General features: G+C 63.1%; 9 protein-coding genes. 6 read left to right on the top strand and 3 right to left on the bottom strand.

The features are described 5' to 3' along the window. Nucleotides 1–18: 18 nt before the first annotated feature. Nucleotides 19–729, bottom strand: coding sequence for an IS6 family transposase (locus K7W41_RS22225; RefSeq protein ID WP_224612638.1), 711 nt, complete (start codon nt 727–729; stop codon nt 19–21). A 102-nt stretch (nt 730–831) separates the two neighbouring features. Between K7W41_RS22225 and K7W41_RS22220 the strand changes: the two genes are divergently transcribed. Beyond that, complete coding sequence (locus K7W41_RS22220) at nt 832–1,251, top strand: WD40 repeat domain-containing protein (RefSeq protein ID WP_224612637.1); 420 nt, start codon at nt 832–834, stop codon at nt 1,249–1,251. A 183-nt stretch (nt 1,252–1,434) separates the two neighbouring features. Here K7W41_RS22220 and K7W41_RS22215 read toward each other — a convergent pair whose 3' ends face one another. After that, on the bottom strand, nt 1,435–1,866 hold the full coding sequence (locus K7W41_RS22215) for a hypothetical protein (protein WP_224612636.1): 432 nt from the start codon (nt 1,864–1,866) through the stop codon (nt 1,435–1,437). Nucleotides 1,867–1,889: 23 nt separating this feature from the next. Further along, entirely contained in the window at nt 1,890–3,641 is a 1,752-nt protein-coding gene (locus K7W41_RS22210) for a hypothetical protein (RefSeq protein ID WP_224612634.1), read from the bottom strand. 541 nt (nt 3,642–4,182) lie between these two features. Between K7W41_RS22210 and K7W41_RS22205 the strand changes: the two genes are divergently transcribed. The 5 genes from K7W41_RS22205 to K7W41_RS22185 form a co-directional block, all read left to right on the top strand. Beyond that, the gene (locus tag K7W41_RS22205) at nt 4,183–5,667 is read left to right on the top strand and encodes a DUF2397 domain-containing protein (protein ID WP_224612632.1); all 1,485 of its coding nucleotides are present in this window, start codon (nt 4,183–4,185) and stop codon (nt 5,665–5,667) included. Continuing rightward, nucleotides 5,664–6,818 carry a DUF2398 family protein gene (locus K7W41_RS22200; RefSeq protein WP_224612631.1) on the top strand — a complete coding sequence of 385 codons (1,155 nt, stop codon included), beginning with the start codon at nt 5,664–5,666 and terminating at the stop codon, nt 6,816–6,818. The genes K7W41_RS22205 and K7W41_RS22200 overlap by 4 nt, the downstream gene beginning before the upstream one ends. A 423-nt stretch (nt 6,819–7,241) precedes the next feature. Further along, a complete protein-coding gene (locus K7W41_RS22195) occupies nt 7,242–11,285 on the top strand; it encodes a PIN domain-containing protein (protein ID WP_224612630.1) in 4,044 nt (1,347 codons plus the stop codon). 386 nt (nt 11,286–11,671) lie between these two features. Next, a complete protein-coding gene (locus tag K7W41_RS22190; protein WP_224612629.1) occupies nt 11,672–15,619 on the top strand; it encodes an SbcC/MukB-like Walker B domain-containing protein in 3,948 nt (1,315 codons plus the stop codon). Further along, nucleotides 15,616–16,710: DUF2399 domain-containing protein (locus K7W41_RS22185; protein WP_224612628.1), on the top strand; the 1,095-nt coding region annotated here is incomplete at its 3' end. The genes K7W41_RS22190 and K7W41_RS22185, both read left to right, overlap by 4 nt.

Here is a 16,710-nt window from a genome sequence, read left to right as displayed (position 1 = left end):
CAGCGGGCGGCTTGAGAATCAAGCCGCCCGCTGCATCGCCTCTCGATAAAGGAGAAGTGCTGAGGTTTGGTTGCTTCGTCTGAGGGGAGCGGGAATGGTCGTTCGGGTATGGCGGTGAAGGTTCGAGACTCGGGCGTGCAGGGCCAGGAATTCCTGCGTCCGTCGCCGTCGTTTGAAGCTAAGCTGAACCCGTTCCTGCCGCCGGGTCGGTCGATGGGATTGCTCCACGAGGTTGTTGCAGCGGGCGGTGGAGACGACCTGGATGTGCTCCACGGCGTGGAGCACGGGAAGCTCCCGAATAGCCGCCCCGTAACTCCACAGTTTGTCGGTGTGAATGACCTCTGGGACGTCATACTCACTCAGCAAGCGGATGAAAAAGGACCTGGCCGCCCCGGTATCGCGGTGTTCCTGCAGGAAAACGTCCAGCACGTCCCCGTATTCATCGACGGCCCGCCACAACCAGTGCTTGACACCCCCGACCTTAACGCAGACCTCGTCCAGGTGCCACCGAGAACCCCGCCGGGGTTCTCGGTGGCGCAGCTCTTCGGTGAGCAGCGGGGCGAATTTGATGTTCCACTGCCGCAAGGTCTCGTGACTGACCTGAATGCCGCGCTCGTGAAGCAGTTCCTGCACATCACGCTGGCTGAGGGGAAAGCGGTGATACAGCCGGAGAGCGTAACCGATGATGCTCAGGGGAAAACGGTGGCGGTAGGGCTTCCGATCAGTCACAGGTCACCACCCTACCGACATTAAGTTGCCAGGACCCCCAGAACACTGGCATTCGACGACACATCCAAGCGGCTGCTGATCGGCGTGGGGGTCGCGCCGTCCGTGCTTCTGATCTATGACCTCACGCAGAAGAGGGTCACCAAAACCTGGCGTACGGACCAGCTTTCCGGGCCGCCGTCATGGGTGACGAAGGCTGCCTGGCTGTCCACCAACACCGTGGCCGTAGCGCAAGGCAATGGGCTGATTCACATCCTGAACACGGCGACGGGGCATGAAGTGATGAAACTGGACGGCCATACCGACTCCATTTATGGCCTTGCGGTCGCGCCGGATCCTGGGACCCTCCTGAGTGGCAGCGCTGACAGGACGGTCCGTCTCTGGGATCTGGCGAACGGGCGACAACTCCACCGATGGACGCTCGACACCTCGTGCCTCTCCACTGTGGTGACGGCAGATGGTGCGATGTTTGCCGGCACGGAAGCCGGTGCCGTCGTTGAATTGATGCTCTCGACAGGCCGTTGACGGGCGTCCTATTGGCGAGGTGGTCTGGCGCTCTCCCTTTCTACGTGCGCGTTGTCGTCTGTGGTGCCTCGTCGCCTCCTTGAGGACATCTCTCTGAAGGCCAGGCCATCAACACGGGGCATCAACTACGAAGGAAGGCGCCTGTAAGGCGCCTTCCTTCATGCCTTTTGAGGCGTTTGACCATCAGTGTGAACGTCTCGGACCATGCCACAGCGCCGTTGCAGCGGCGACGAGCGCAATGCCGCCGAGTGCCGCTGGAAGAAGGGCGAGCGTGCCCCCAAAACCACCCAAAGCGCTCCACAGCGCCAGGAGGGCAGCGGTCACCAAGGCCGCAATACCGTGACGTGCCCAGGACGTGCGTCCGAATGTGCTGAGCAAAGCCGCAGGGAGCAAAGTCAAGAGCCCCAGGCGAAGGAAATCTGGCCACGTGGCTTCCAGGTTGCGCCACAGGGCCTGAGGGCTGTACCACGCCTCATTCAAACGGAACGCTTCGCCATACCGGAGCGCGAGCAGAACCAACAAGAAGACAATGACGCTACTCAATGTGTATGTCAGAGCCCGGCGCAGTGCCAGGGGGATGTCTTGTGTGGTTGATCGCCTCATGACCTGTTCCATGTCGTCACTGTAGTTCGCCACCCTTATTCTTTCGTGACACCCAAACCGGTCAGCACCTTCCGGGCACCGTCCATAAAGGGTGTGTTCGTCGGATTTTTATGGTCGCCGGCGTAAACCAGGCCAGCGGCACTCGCCCCATCCGTCCACTGGGCGCCTGCCGTCGCGTTCAAACCCAGGAAGACGTCACAGAAGGCCTTCAGCTCAACCGCAGGTTTATTCTGGTCACTTGAGACGAAGACCAGACGATTGTTCCCGAAACCGAAGGCGGTGTTGAACTTCGCTTCGCCATTTGGATCAAGGAGTGGGCTGCACCCACCATCACGAATGATGGAGGTTGACGACGCCGCCTGATTGAAGGTAAACGTTGGATCACCGTAGCTGGTCGTTCCCGCTGGCTTGATCAGGAAGCGAGCTTTCAGTCCATTGCCATCCTCTTGAGCAAAGGATACAGCGGCTTCGCCTTTCTCGCTCTGGGTGTATTTGAGGGAGTTCTGAATGCGCAGTGTCAAATCCGGCGTTCCATTTTGCGTGCCGAAGTTCACACCTTCCGTGCCGGTCCATGCTGGACCGTTGATGGCAACAAACGCTCTCATCGCGGTGGCGTGGTCCTTGATATTCCGGAGATAGAAGTAATTTCGACCATCGGATTTGGTTTGATAGAAATCTCCAAGGCCAATTCTAAACTTGTAGAGTGGCTTGGTCATATCAACAATAACAACGTGGACATACGGAGCGATGTTCAGACAATCCGTGGTGTACAGGCTCCCTGATGAAGCGATGCGTGTCTTATAGGTTTCCAGATTCGCCCGGAGCGCGTTGAAGCATTTGCTGGTATCCGTTGCCTGCGGACTCACCACTTGAGGCAACGCCTCCGCCGTGCCGTCTTCAAATTGCATAAAAGGCTTTCTGGTCGTGATGCTGAGGTTCTGAAGGGATGTCAGCGTCGCGGTGAAGGCGCCATTCTCGTAGCGTGCATCAGGCACAGGCTGTCCACCGGACGTTAAGACGTAATCTGAGACGTTCAGCCCTTTTGGCAACCGGTCTATGTTGAAGGGCACGCGAACTGTCACAGGTGAGCGAAATGTCATTGGAGAGCCAAAAACAACGCGTCCTGCTGGCTCTGTCGTGGGCCGATCGGCGACCCCCATGATGATGGCGTCTTTCAAGGCGCCTTTCGGGACAGTGAGGGTTAAACCGCTCTCAAAGGTGAAGGTCGAGCTGCCGGTGGTGAGGCCAGCAACGAGCGTACTGTCGCCAGGCACAACGCCGGAGGCCAGATAGGCGGGGACCAGACCAGATCCAGCATTCAAGGCACCGAGTGGCTTGGAGAGGGACAGAAAGATTTCCTGGCGGGCCCCCGCGACCACCGAGACAGGGGTATCGAGGCTCAGCGCTGCGGCTTGAATGCCCGCACCGGTGCTGGGAACGAGCACGTTGACGCGGTCATAGGTGCCCGCCGGAACGACCACATCTGCGACAAGTGCAGCCCCCTGCTCGTTCCATCGATGCTGGGCGATCAGACCGGGGCCGTTCAAACGGTAGCAGCCCGTTGTCCCGCAGAGTTCAATGGCTTCCACAGCCAGAGGCGTCAAAGCCTGGGGCTGAAGCCCTGCCTCAAGTTGAAGGCTGATCCGTACGCGTGCATCGACGGCGCCATAGGTGCCATCACCGCTGTAGGGTGAGGCCACGTGCACGGCGGTGTTGGTGATTTGCGGACCTTGGGAGCAGGAAGCGAGCAGAGCAGACACCAGAAAGAACGCTGAAAATTTCCTCATTGAATTCTCCAGAAGTCAAGAAATTGGCTCGGATGGTTGCCAAACCCGAGCGGGCTTATTCTGCGAGCAGGAATTTTGCCACGTTGCCTCATTTGACGAAAAAAAGAACTTCGTGATCAATCAATGAACTTTCGCGTTCAATCGGGGTAAAGAACCCAAATGCAGTGGCAAACGGCGCACACACAGAGGACAGAGCTGAGCGCTTCCCGGTGCAAGCTGCCTTGGCAGCTTGCTGCTGCGGCTGTAGGGATGTATTCGAAGCTGTGACGCAACGCCATGGACGAGAACGCCCTCTTCGACAGGGCAAGCGGCATGGTTCCCCACGGCCGGTGTTCAACCTGACTCATATGTAGAAGCTTCTCTCAGACCGCGAAATGCCACCACCAACGAGCAGAGGCGCTTTATCAATCTCACGACTTGGCCGGAGGGCGCATCTTTGTCGCTTCCCTGAAGAAGGCTCCACGCAGCCTCGCGGTGCTGATGGGGGAGATCTGAACCAGCAGTCAACCGCTTCGGTCACAACACTGTCTATAGTTCTGCCATGTTCGTCGCAGTCCGTGAATTTGCCTACCTCACGGCGCAGACGGCCCCTCGATATCGGCTCCTGATGCGGCTGTTCTACGAGGGTCAACAGACGCTGGAGCATGCCTTTCCTCCAGAGGAACTGCTGGTCCGCGTCGGCGCCCAGGAAGCCACCGAGATCACGCTCGAGGGTCTGGTGCTGGATCTGGAGCAACTCGTGGCTTGGGGGAACCTGGGACGCCGCCGTGATACCTCACGGGTGGATTCACTGGCGCAGTACGCCCGCAGACGCAACCTGTATTACGCCACCGCGCGAGGCCTGGCCATTGAGGGGTTCCTCGAAGCCGGGCTGGACGCAGCCGCAGAGACGGTGGCGGTGGGCTCGGGCATCGTGGGAAGTCTTGAGGCGCAGTGGGCGCGCATTGCCATTCTTCTTGACGCGCAACATCAGGAAGAACTGGACACGGCCTGGACAAGTTTTCAACGTGATTTCGCAGCGCTGTCAGGCGACGTGCGTTCCCTGACGCTGAACTTGGAACGCAAGCTCAGCCTGGAAGACCTGACCGACTTCCTGGAGTTCAAGGATGCTGTGCGGTCCTACGTCGAACGGCTCTCGAATGAATTGGCCGGCCCAGGAAGGCGCTTGAGAGACACCCTCGTGGCGGTCCCTCCCGAACGACAGGCGGCCTTGCTGGGTCAGCTGGTCTCCGTCCGTTCAGGTCGGCTCACCCGCGACGCCGCCGTCCTGAATGCGGATCAGGCCGCCCGTGTGGTCCAGCGCGAGTGGGCGGCCCTGCTGGGGTGGCTTACCCGGCCGGCTGGGCAGGGGGACGGCCTGGAATACGGCATACAGGCGCTGCGCGGCGCCGTCAGCCGGGTGCTGGCCTTTGTGGATGCGGTGCACCGCACGCGTGAACTGGGAACGGGACGCGCGGCGGAACTCTCCGCCTTGGCCGCCCGCCTAGGTACCCTGGATGATGTTTTCCAGGCCCGGGAAGAGCTGAGTCAAGCCCTGAGCTTGAGTGCCCCCCTGCATGCCCCGGAGAGCTTCGAGCGGGAGGGTGTCCGTCACTCGTGGTTGGAGCCGGTGGAGCCCGTCACCTTGCGCCCTGTCACGCGTGGCCGGGAGACCGAACGGGTCAGTGCAGCCGTGCGCGACACCAGCCCGGAAGCGCGGCAGGCGGCGCGGAACGCTCTTCATGCGCACAGAGAGCACGAAGCCGCCCTGCTGGCCCTGTTTGGTGAGACCAACTCGTTTGAACTCACGACACTTGAGGTGGGTGACGATGCGCTGGTCGCCGAGCTGCTGAACTGGCTTTCCGCCGCTTTTCATGCCTCGCACGAGGCTTCGCCGGTCGTGACCGTACCCGGTCCAGCGGGACGTCAGGTGCGCATTCACCTGTTGAATACACCCGCCGTGTTGGTCACGCCAAGTGGCACCTTATGGCTGGAGCGGGGAGCAAAACTGGAGCTGGTCCACACAGGGAAAGGTGACCAGGCATGAGTGAGGTGCAGTCAGTCCCAGCCGCTTTCACCGCAGCGGTCCGGACGCTGCTGGACACGCCCCTGCTGACAGAGGGCATGGAGGGCTTCCGCGAAACCTATGCCTGGCGTCTGGAATTGCGTGTGTTCTTTGCCCGCGTGGCCGCTTTGACTGTCCAGAGCGGGCCGGGGGTGCTCAGGCTGGTGCTGTCGCCCCCGTTCCCGGAAGGCGGGCGTGCCTGGGCGGATGTGCGGAGCCCACAGGCGGCGGGATTTGTGGCCTGGGTGCTGTGGTACCACGAGTTTCTTGGTGTTCAGGCCGGTGAGGTCCGGCAATTTAGCCTGGCCGAGCTGGCTTCTGCGATCAGCAGCCATCCCCAAGCCCAGGACCTGGATTTCAGTGTGCGGTCTCAGCGGCTGGCCCTTCTTCAGGCCGTCCGGGCCCTTCGAGAGCTGGGGGCCCTGGCCATTGTCGATGAGTCATCGCAGGAGTGGGAAAACGGGGAGGGCGAGGCGGGGTCATCCGGGGGGGCGCTGCTGGAATTCACTGCAGCGGCCCCTTATTTGATCTCAAGGCCCTCAGAGCTACCTGCATCCGCCGCGCAGCGTGCCATTCGCATACTGTTGTGCGGACCGTCGATGACTCGTGCGCAGGATCCCGAGGCGTTTGAGCAACTGAGTGCCCCGCTACTCGAAGACCTGCAACACACGCTGGGCTGGCGTCTGAGTGTGAATAGCGAGTACGCCACCCTGCACCGTGAGGGACTTGTTCGCGGCATGGGAAGCCGCTGGATGCCGGGCCGCAGCGCCGCGAGTAGTGTGGCCCTACTCCTGCTGAGCGCTGTCCGCGAAGAGGTTCGGCGCCAACGCCTGACGCCTGAGGACTATGGTCGGTTAACCGTGACCAAGATGCGTCTGTATGGGTTGCTCGACCAGGTTCGGGCGACACACCGGGCCAGATGGGGCACCATGGGGAAAGAGAGTACCGAAAAGCTGTTGGAGCTCGTCCTGGCGGAGTGGCGGCTCTGGGGCGGCGTTGCCGTCTCAGATAGGGCGTCAGTGACTCTTGAACCCCATCTGGCCCGGTTCGATCCCACCTACGGGACGGAGGCAGCTGTAGAAGCAAGGGGACAATCTGAGAAGCAGCAGGCGGCCACCTCATTGTTCGACTGATGGTGCTCTTTGAGGGGAACGCTATCGTTGGCGAAATCGAGTGATGAGACGCAAACTGGGCAATGCCGCGTCCACACCCGCTGAGCCCGACGCTCCGCGCCTTGCAAACCCAGCAGGAATCGCAGGAATGGATGACCCTGCAGCGGCAGCGTGCTGGTACCAAAGGAACAGTATCGGTCACGGTCTGTGCCCACAGGGCACAGATCGCCTGGAATCGCAGAGAAGCTAAATTGCGTGTCCAGGACATGGATTTTGCGGCGAGCATCAACGTGCGGCGCGTGGCGGCAAGGGTATCTAGAGCGGCCATCCGCACAGCTCTTCTTGCCCGCCTGCCACCTCCGGCCTGACGACCACAAGCCACACCGCCGACCAAAACGAAGCCCAAGAACACACCCCGAAAAACAACCCCTGTATCCTGATCCGATGCCCAGCGACCCCACTGACCCACTCAGTATCGACGCGCTGCGCACCCCACCAGAACACGTTGGTCGCATCCGCCCACCCCTGCGCAAGAACCTGCAGGAACTTCCCTGGGACGACTACAACTGGAAAGACTTTGAACGACTGACCTTACGTCTCCTTGAATCGGAATTCGAACTCGAGAACACCCGCCTCTACGGCAAACAAGGTGAAGACCAACAGGGCATTGATGTTATCGGCAAACGAAAGAGTAAAGACACGAATGTCGTACTCCAGGCCAAACGCAACAAGTCCTTCGGTCCCAGCGATATCCAAGAGGTTGGCAACCAATTCCTCCACATTGATAAGGACGGGAAGGCCCTGCCCAACATGACCGACGAGGACGGTGGACGCCTGCCGCTCCCGAAAGACCTCGCCGACACCTTCATCCTGGCTGTCTCCTGCCGGCTGGACTCAACAAAATCCTCCGCCGCTTGGAGCACCCTTGAGCCAGCCTTGCAGGCGAAGGGCATCACTGCCATCCTCTGGGACCAGTCCGCTATCGAAACGCGCCTGAAGAAACGTCCAGAGATCGTGCAGGACTTCTTCGGCATGGACTACGTCGAGGCTTTCTGTGGCGCGCACGAAGCCGCCAAACTCCGGGGCACCGCAGGGCACGCCGACATCCAGGGCGTTAAGGATACCCTGGCAAACGTGCTGGCCGCCCTCCAAGATATCCAAAGCAACGGCATCACCCTCGCGCCCGACATTCTCGCCCAGCTGCGCACCCTCACCTCGACTCCCGTTGCCGCCGTCACCGAACCCCAGGTGCTCAGCACGGACCCCACCGAGAGCACCCTCAACACCATCCGATCCCTCGTTGAGGCGGGCGCGGGCGACGCCGCCCTCGACCAGCTTCATCAACTTGAAGCCACCACCCCGAGCCTGATGCCCGCACAGCAGGCCACCATCCACCGCCTGCGCGGTCACGTCTGGTACCGACGAGGACATCCCCATCAGGCCGCCCCGCTGTTCCACCAGGCGTACCGACTCGACCCCACCACCCCTGCCAGCCAGATCGCCGAAGGGCTCGGATGGCTCATCGACGGACACCCCGCCCGGGCTGCTGGCATCCTCGACCTCGTCCGACTCGCTCACCCGGACCGAGAAGACGCCCGAAGCCTGTACGTCATCGCCACCGCCCAGCAGGGCCCCTCACCTGAACTCGACGCGCTGGAAGCGGCTCTTACCCCGAACGACGACGCCTCGGTGATCAACCTCGCCCGGCACTACAGCAGCCGGCAGGACACAGCCGCCATGCGCCGGGTCCTCGCCCGCCTCGACGGCGGCCCCCACGAACACGATCCGCACCGGCGTCTCCTCAGTGCCAAGGCCGACCTGCTCGATCTCATGGCCGAGCAGCATGGGGTCATGCCGGAAGAACGGGCCTTGACCCTGCAGCGCCGACCCGAGGTGCGCCAGCTGCTGACCACAATCGCCGAGATCCTCCCTGCCCTCAAAGACGCCCGGCAGAACCGCGCCCTTGCCCCCGAAGCCCTGAACATCGCGCAGGTCCTGCACTCCCTGCTTGGCGAGGAAGAAACGGCCATTGAGCAGGGGCGCCAGGCGCTGGCCCTCTCGCCCGACGAGCACGGGATCCGAGTGGACGTCGCCCTGTCCTACCTGCGCCTGAAGCGACCAGCAGACGCTGCTCGCGAGCTCCAGATCGGTGGGGACGCCCTCCTTGCGGAGTATCCGGACAGTCGCCCCATCCTCGCCGCCGCCCTCCGCCTCAGCAGCCGCCTGGATGAGGCCCTGGCCGTCCTCACCCCACAGCTCGGCCAGCCCACCACGGGCGTCCTGGATGAGCAGGTTCGCATCCTGCTGGCGCAGGGCAAGATTCCTGAGGCCCGACAGGCCCTGACCGGTGCGCCCAACGAGACGCAGACCCACCTCATCCGCGCGGACGTCGAGCAGGCTGCCGGAGACAACGCGGCCACACGGCTTGCTTACGAGGACGCGCTCAAGATTGCGCCCGCCCATACCGCGCCCTTCGTCCGCCTGCTGTACGCCCAGTACCTCGGGTCCCAACAGGCTTTCGAAGACGCTACCGCCATTCTGGAGCCCCTCGCGCTTGACGACCTGCCCAGCAGCTGGTTGCACCTCCTCCTGACCCTTACCCACAACGCCAGCCAACCCACAGACAAGATCATCGCGGCACTCGATGCGCGCGGCGATCTCACCGACCTCACCAGCCTCCACATCGCCATGCTCGTCGCCGCCCGGCAGGGTGATTTCCAGCGGGCGATCCAGCGGGGTGAAACCTTCCTCCGCCAGCGGCCGCGCGAAGCCCATGTGTTGCTGACCCTCGCGGACTTGTACGTCCGGATCGGGCAACCGCAAGCGGCGCGCCGTCACCTGGATCGACTCCAGGTTCACGCCGTGACCGCTGATCTTCTCACCTACGCTGCCCGGATCGCCCGCCGGCTCAACAACAGGCCACTGGCACGCGAGTTGTCTTACCAGGCCTACCGCCGGGGCACCCATGAGGACGCCTACATCGAATTCCTCAACGAGATGCTCGATGCCCCAGACGAACCGGGCCCTGACAAGGTGCGCGAGGAGACGGCGGTGCAACTGCGCACCGCGAGCCGACCCGACGGCTGGTGGGTGATTCTCACCCGGGATCCTCAACCTGACCTGGGCAAAGGTGAACACGCTGTAGGTGACGCCTTCGCGCAGACCCTGCTGGGCCGACGGGTCGGCGACACGGTGGCGGGAGGCGCGGAGGACCTGACGATCAGCGCCATCCTGTCTAAGTACGTCCACGCCGTAAAGATCGTGTTTTCGCGTTCTCAGGAACTGTTTGCGGTCTCGGGTCGACTGCGGCACTACGCTGTGGGCCCACTGGAGGTCCTGCCCGCTGGGCTGTGGGACATCCTCGTGAAGAAGGATGACACCCTTCAACGGCAGGCCCAGGAGATTCGCGAGGCGAAGACCCCGGTCCTGGTGCTGGGTGCCGGGCGACCCGGACCAGACACCAGCCTCTGGGAAGCCGTGACCGCCAGCCGAATGGAGATGGTGACATACCTCGACAACCAAGACTTCCGTCATACGGCGCAGGCCATCGTGGCTGCGCCCGCCATCATGCTCGATCCGAGCGCACTGGTGGTCCTCAACCGCGCCCGCCTGCTGCGCCAGCTCCCGAAAACCCATCAGGTGCTGGTGACCCGCCAGACGCTGGACGACATCAACGCCGCCGTGATGGAGGTCGAACGAGAGCTCAAACGCGCCCCCCTCAAATCCATGCACTACGAGGGAGGACGCGTCGTGTTCGTCGAGGAGGACATTGCGGTCACGCAGCGGCGGCTGCACTTCCTGCGAGGTATCCAGTCGTTCGTCCGGAAGCACACGCGGATCGTGCCCGTCATCGAAATGGGTCGCGGCTCGCCGTCTACCACCCGTGAAAACGCAGCAACGTTCAGCACACCATTGGGAGCCTCTCAACACCGGGTCCCTATGCTGAGTGACGACCTGCCTTGGATGATCAAGGTGAGCAGCTTGATGGAAAGCGCGCCCTTGACCACGAGCGCCGCATTCACCCTGATGATGGGCATGACCGGGCGCTGGCCGACTGAACAGGTGCAGCGGGCCCTCCTGATCTTCCTTGTGTTGGGACAGACCGTTCTTCCGATCTCCATGGACACTATGAAAGCCGTACTGGAGCAGGAGGATCTCCGCTTCGGGCACATGACGCGTCGGTTGATCCGCAACGCGACCCATCCAACCCTCGAACATGAGTTTGCCGCCGCTCAGTTGACGCGGTTGATTCGGATGGCAGTCGTTTTGGCCCCTCTTCCGCTCACTCGCGACCGGTGGATCCGCCAAGCACTCGATGTTGCCGCCGAGGAACGTGACGCGCTAGCGCTCGCCCAGGCAGTGTTGGATAGGTTGCCCGACGCGTTCCACCTGCTGACCCACCTCTTGCCTGAAGTGACGGAGACTGTACAGGTCTGGCTGAACTTCAAGTTGCACCCTCAGCAACTGGTGCTGGAGAGCATCCGCTAATCACCCAGCCGACACCACAGGAAGTTGCGTGCCTCTGTCCGTAGAGCAGGCAGGTGGCACCGTGACTGCATGCCAGAAGGCACCAGCACCACCATGACAGTTGACGCCCTCGAAGGTCAGCAGGTTCGCCTCGTCTCGTATTCCCGGTGAATTGATCCAGCGCTGGAGCCAGCGCAGCGAAGTCTTCGTCGGCCTACAGCACGCTCAGCTCGTCTCGGAGCTAGCGGTAAAGATTCCCCTTCTAGAAAGCGGCATGGGCAATCCGGGCTGTGTCTTCGGGCACGCGGCTGTGGACGCAACATTGCCCAGTGTGCGTCTCATCACCTTACTTGGTCAACGATATCGGGGAAGTGACTGCATGCGGCCCAGGACAGTATTCTCGCCTTGTGACTTTATTCGGCGTGAAGGCAGTGCAGGACCTGCTGGATGGCCCAGTATCCAGCCTGACCCCCACACGCCTGATCCTGGTCAATTACTGGTTGTACCCCAATCAAGTGTTCCAATTCGTGCGTGGCCGCTTGTTCCTGACCGGGCGCAATGGATCCGGGAAGTCCACAGCCTTGACCGCCGCCATCACGCTGCTTTTGGATGGTGACAGCAGTCCATCGCGCCTCGATCCCTTTGGGGGGACCCTGAGACAGCTGCGCTACTACCTTCTGGGCGGTCCAGACGCGGGATTTGAGGCGAGTGCTCGCAGGGCGTATCTCGCGCTTGAGTTTCGTACACCAGCAGGTGGGTACGAAACCATCGGCCTGGGGCTCAGTGCCAGTGAGGGAAGCGGTGCGGTGGGGAAGTGGGGCTTCTGGCTTCCGGGCCGCGTGCAGCAAGGCGGCCTGGCGTTGGTGGAACAGGGCCAGCCTCTTTCCGAGCGGATCTTGAAAGAGCGGGTGCGCAGTCTCCAGGGGGAGGTTGCTTCAGGGCAGGGGGAGTACGCCGCACTGGTGCGCCGCCGACTGTATGGCGTGCCTGAGCGTGAATTCCAGGAGATGATCGACCTGCTGCTCACGGTGCGCGGGTCCAAGCTCGGTAGAGACGTGCGGCCGTCAAAGATCACCGAGGTGCTGCGCCGCTCCTTGCCGCCGATCGCCCCTCAGGTGACCCAGAAACTGGCGGAAGGCATTGAGCGTTTGGACCGGCATGCCCAGCGCCTCACGCTCCTGGATGCTCAGGAGCAGGCGGTTCGGGGTGTCGCAGAGGCCAATTTCACCCTGGTGCTCGGGCGGGCCAGACGTGCTCATGGTCGGCTGCGGATGGCCCAGAGCAGAGACGAGCAGGCAAACCGCGATCTCGAGGAGGCTCAGTCAGAGCGTGATCGCCTCACGGCCACAGTGACTGGCTTGCGGGAACAGGGTCAGACGACGTCCCGTGACCTTGAAGGCATTCGGATCGATCTGGACGCCACAGAACTTCAGATTGGGGGTCAGGAACAGGCCCTGAAGACCACCGAGCGCCGCTTGGTGGAGGTCCGAACCCTGCTGGACCAGAACCGCCGCCGCAGCCGCTCGGTGCATGACCGGTCGCTGAGGGACCAAGCTCACCTCCAGCAGGCCCATGCGGCGAGGCAGCATGCACTTGACCAGCAGAACAATCTCCAGGCGTCCCTTCATCGCCTGTCCTGGTGGGTCCCTGAGAAGGCTGGCCGCACTCTGGACGGGCGCGCGCAGGCGCTTGGTGTGGCCGAGGCGGCCCTGCGCACCTTCGAGCGGGACACGGGACGGCTGACGGACCGGCAGGCAACGGCGACGGCGGCTGCAGAGCTGGCCGAAGCGGCCCGAGTGACCCTGGCGCAGCAGACTGATCTCCTGGACCGCACGCATCGAGAGACGGCAGCATTTTTGTCTCAGCAGGCCGCGGTGCTTCCATTTCCGCCCAACGCGCTCACGGCGTATCGAGATGAGCTGGAGGCAGGGTCAGAGATGGACGAGGCCTTTGAGCACCTCGCCAGCCACGCTGAGGTGTTGATCCTGGGCGCGCAGGAGGCTCAGTCAGCAGCCCGTGACCACGTACGCGACCTGACAGCGCAGCAGTTGCAGCTTCAGGACCGGCAGGCTGCCCTGCAACAGGAGGTGGGCGCGGCGCCGCCGCTGCCTCTCAGCCGGGACTTGGCTCTCCAGGCCTTGAAAGATCAGGGCATCCAAGCGCGCCCCTTCCACCAACTGGTCCGCCCGCGCGCTGATGCCTCGGACGTCGGCGCCTTGGAGGGCGCGCTGCTGGCCTCTGGTCTGCTCACGGCTTTGGTCGTCCCTCAGGAAGCACAGGGCACGACGCTGAAGATTCTGACCAGTCAAGGCCTCGCCGATGGGCTGCTCACGCCAGGAGAGGCGGTTGAGGAGCATTTGGGCACGGTGCTGGAGCCAGAGGACGGCGCTCCGCAGAGCGTGCAGGCAATCCTGAGGAGCCTGGCCATCACATTGGCCGCTCCTGCGCCTGTTGCTATTACGCGGCAGGGTTGGCGCAGTGGCCTGCTGGCGGGTGGGAACCCGGATGAAGGCGTCCGGTTCCTTGGCGAGAAGGCCCGCCAGCAGGAACGTCAGAAGCAGCTGTCCGCCCTACAAAAAGAACTCAGTCGTGTGAACGCTGCTCTGGCGGCTGGCCAGGAGACGCTGACGGCAGCGACCCAGGCCCTGACTGACCTTGACCGTGTCCTCCGAGACCTCCAGGCGGCACCCGCCGTCGCCCGTGACCGGAGACAGGCGCAGCGGGCCCGGGACGAGGCGCTTCAACGATTGATGCTGCGGTCTGAAACGCATGAGTCGGCGTTACAGGCCTGGAAGGAAGCACAGGGGGCGGTTAAGGCGGCCGAGCAGCAACTGCATGGGGCGTTCCGTCCCCTCGGCCTTCAGGCGGTGGCCGGACCAGAGACCCTCCAGGCCGCTCAACGGGAATACCACTGGGCACGCGAAACCCTGTCGGCTTTTCTTCAGGCTCAGGATGAGGGGCGTCGGTTGGACGAGGTCATCGCGGCCCGCTCAGACGAGCTCCAGGAGCGGCAGCAGGATCTTCACGAGCTGGAAGCAGAACGCCTGACCCTGGAAGCGCAGCGTGACGCCCTGGCGACTCAGGTCACGGCACTCCGGGCCCAGCATGACGCTTTGGACACCGCGAAGCTCCGCAGCCAGGTGCAGGCCCTGCGTGGGCAATTGCGGGAGCTGGAGCGGCGCGACCGCGACCTCCTCAGGGAGACCACTGAAGCTGAGGAACGGCTGCGAAACGTGGCTGGCCGCCTCCCCGCTCTCAATACCGCTGCCGATGAGGCAAAACTTCACCTGGCGCAGGCGGCGGAGCACTTGGCCCAAGTCTGCAGCGCTCACCCGGCCCTGGCGCCCGAGGCGGCACCAGGCCTGTCCGTTCCTACGACGGAAGATGCACTTCAGCACGCGGAGCATCACCTATGGGCGACCTTCGATCTCGCCCGTCCGCTGTTGGAAACGCCGGAGAGTTATCACCCAGCCCGAACGTTGGCTGGCCCTCGCTTTCACATTCAGGGGGTGCTGGCCACGCCCGACCACCTTCTGGCGCACCTCACGGCAGAACTTGAAGGGGTCAGGCGGCTCCTGTCAGACGAAGAAGCGCGGGTGTTTCACGACGAACTGATCCGTGAACTCGTCGAAGAACTCGACCAGAAGCAGCGACTGGCCACGGCATGGATTGACCGGCTTCGCACCACCCTGCGCGGCCTGTCCTTTCACTCCGAGCAGCTGGACGTGAGGACGCGTGTGGCCCCTCCTCCAGGAGAGCCGGTGGCGCAGCTGGCGGCCCTGATCGACACCCGGATTGATCCGACCCACCAGCCGGCCACCTGGTGGCAGGCGGTGCGCGACGAAGTTCGCAGATTGATTCAGGCGTTGCAGGCGCGGACCGGGGCTGACGTGTCGTTCGCGCAGGCTCTTGAGCGGGCGCTGGACTACCGGGAGTGGACGCAATTCACGTTCTTCAGTGTCACGTTAGACCGGCGGCGTGAGATCACCGACAGGACCTTCGCCCAGCGCAGTGGGGGGGAGCGGAGCGCGATGCTGTACACGTTCCTGTTCGCGGCTCTGGCCGCCCGCTTTGACCAGTGTGGTCCCCGCACCCCGCGCCTGCTTGGTCTGGATGAGGCGTTCGCGGGGATGGACCTGACGAACATTGGCGTGCTGTACCGCATCATGGAGGCCCTAAATCTCTCATGGATCGCGACGAGCCAACACCGGATTGATCTGTCGGCAGACCTGAGTGGCGCAGCGACGTATCAACTCCTCCGGGTGAGTACACCCCAAGGGGACAGTCTGGGCACCCTCGCCTCTATCTGGGACGGGGCGCAGGCCCATGATGGTCAGCAGAGCGCCCTGGCATGAGTGTCCTTGATGATCTTGACCGCAGTGGACTGCGCCCTGTGCTTGAGGCCGCCCTGAAGCGGTACCGGCGTGACGGCGAACTGCGCCGCAGCCAACCTGAACTGCCGCCTGAAGCGTGGTTGGCACTCTCGCGGCTGACCGGTGAATCACCCGGACGCACCCTTGACCTAGCCGTGCTGAATCAGGCGTTGTTGAAGAGCCGTCATGCGGTAGGCCTGGTCGACGTCCTGACAGAGCTGAATGGCGGCCCGGTGCAGATTCGGCGTCAGGAGAAAGAGGCCATGGGTCGGCAATGGGACGAGGCTATAGATGAAGTCCCACATGCGGACTGGCAGACGCTCCTGCGTGAAGGGAGGGGAGGAGCACTGGCCTTGAAAACCGAGTTGAAGCGGTCGGGAAGCCTCGCAGAGGTGGTTCACCTGGTCAGCCGCGCCCTTCAGGCCTTGCCGGAGGCCCCCAGCTTTCCCGTCCTGGCGGCGCAGGTGGGTGGGGACGCCCACGCCCTGGACACGGATCGTCTCGCTGGCCGGGTGTTTCGGGCGGCGCTCGACGATCTGGGGTGGCCCCATCCCGAACGGGACGGCGTAAGCCGCACGGTGCTGTGTGCGGGTCTGCTGGGGACAGACTGGTTGCGGGCCGCTGCTGGTCACTGCCTGGCCCTCCCGCTCCGTGAAGTTCTGCGGATCTCGTCGGTTGAGGTCCCTGGGCGCCAGCTTTACGTGGTCGAGAATCCGAGTGTCTTTGAGGCGCTTCATGAGGCGTTCCCGCGTCTTCCACTCGTCTGTACGCAGGGCCAGCCCGGCACAGCGGTGACGGCGTTGCTGCGGCGGGTTCCGTCGACGACGATCGTCTATCTGAGTTGCGATCTTGACGTGGGAGGCCTCCGCATCGCCTCGTTCCTGATGCGGGAGGTCGAGCTCAACTGGCGGCCCTGGCGGATGGACGTGCAGAGTTATGTTCTGGCCTGTGGGCGGGGAAGCCTTCCCTTAGCGGGCGCTGTGCCCTGCACAGTCGAGCGTCTGGCTGATCTGGCGGGGGCAATGGCGAAATCAGGCCTCGGAGGCCATCAGGAAAACCTGCTCCCGGAGCTC

The organism is Deinococcus multiflagellatus (assembly GCF_020166415.1).
GTDB classification, from domain to species: Bacteria; Deinococcota; Deinococci; order Deinococcales; family Deinococcaceae; genus Deinococcus; species Deinococcus multiflagellatus.
This window is presented reverse-complemented; position numbering and strand designations above follow the sequence as displayed.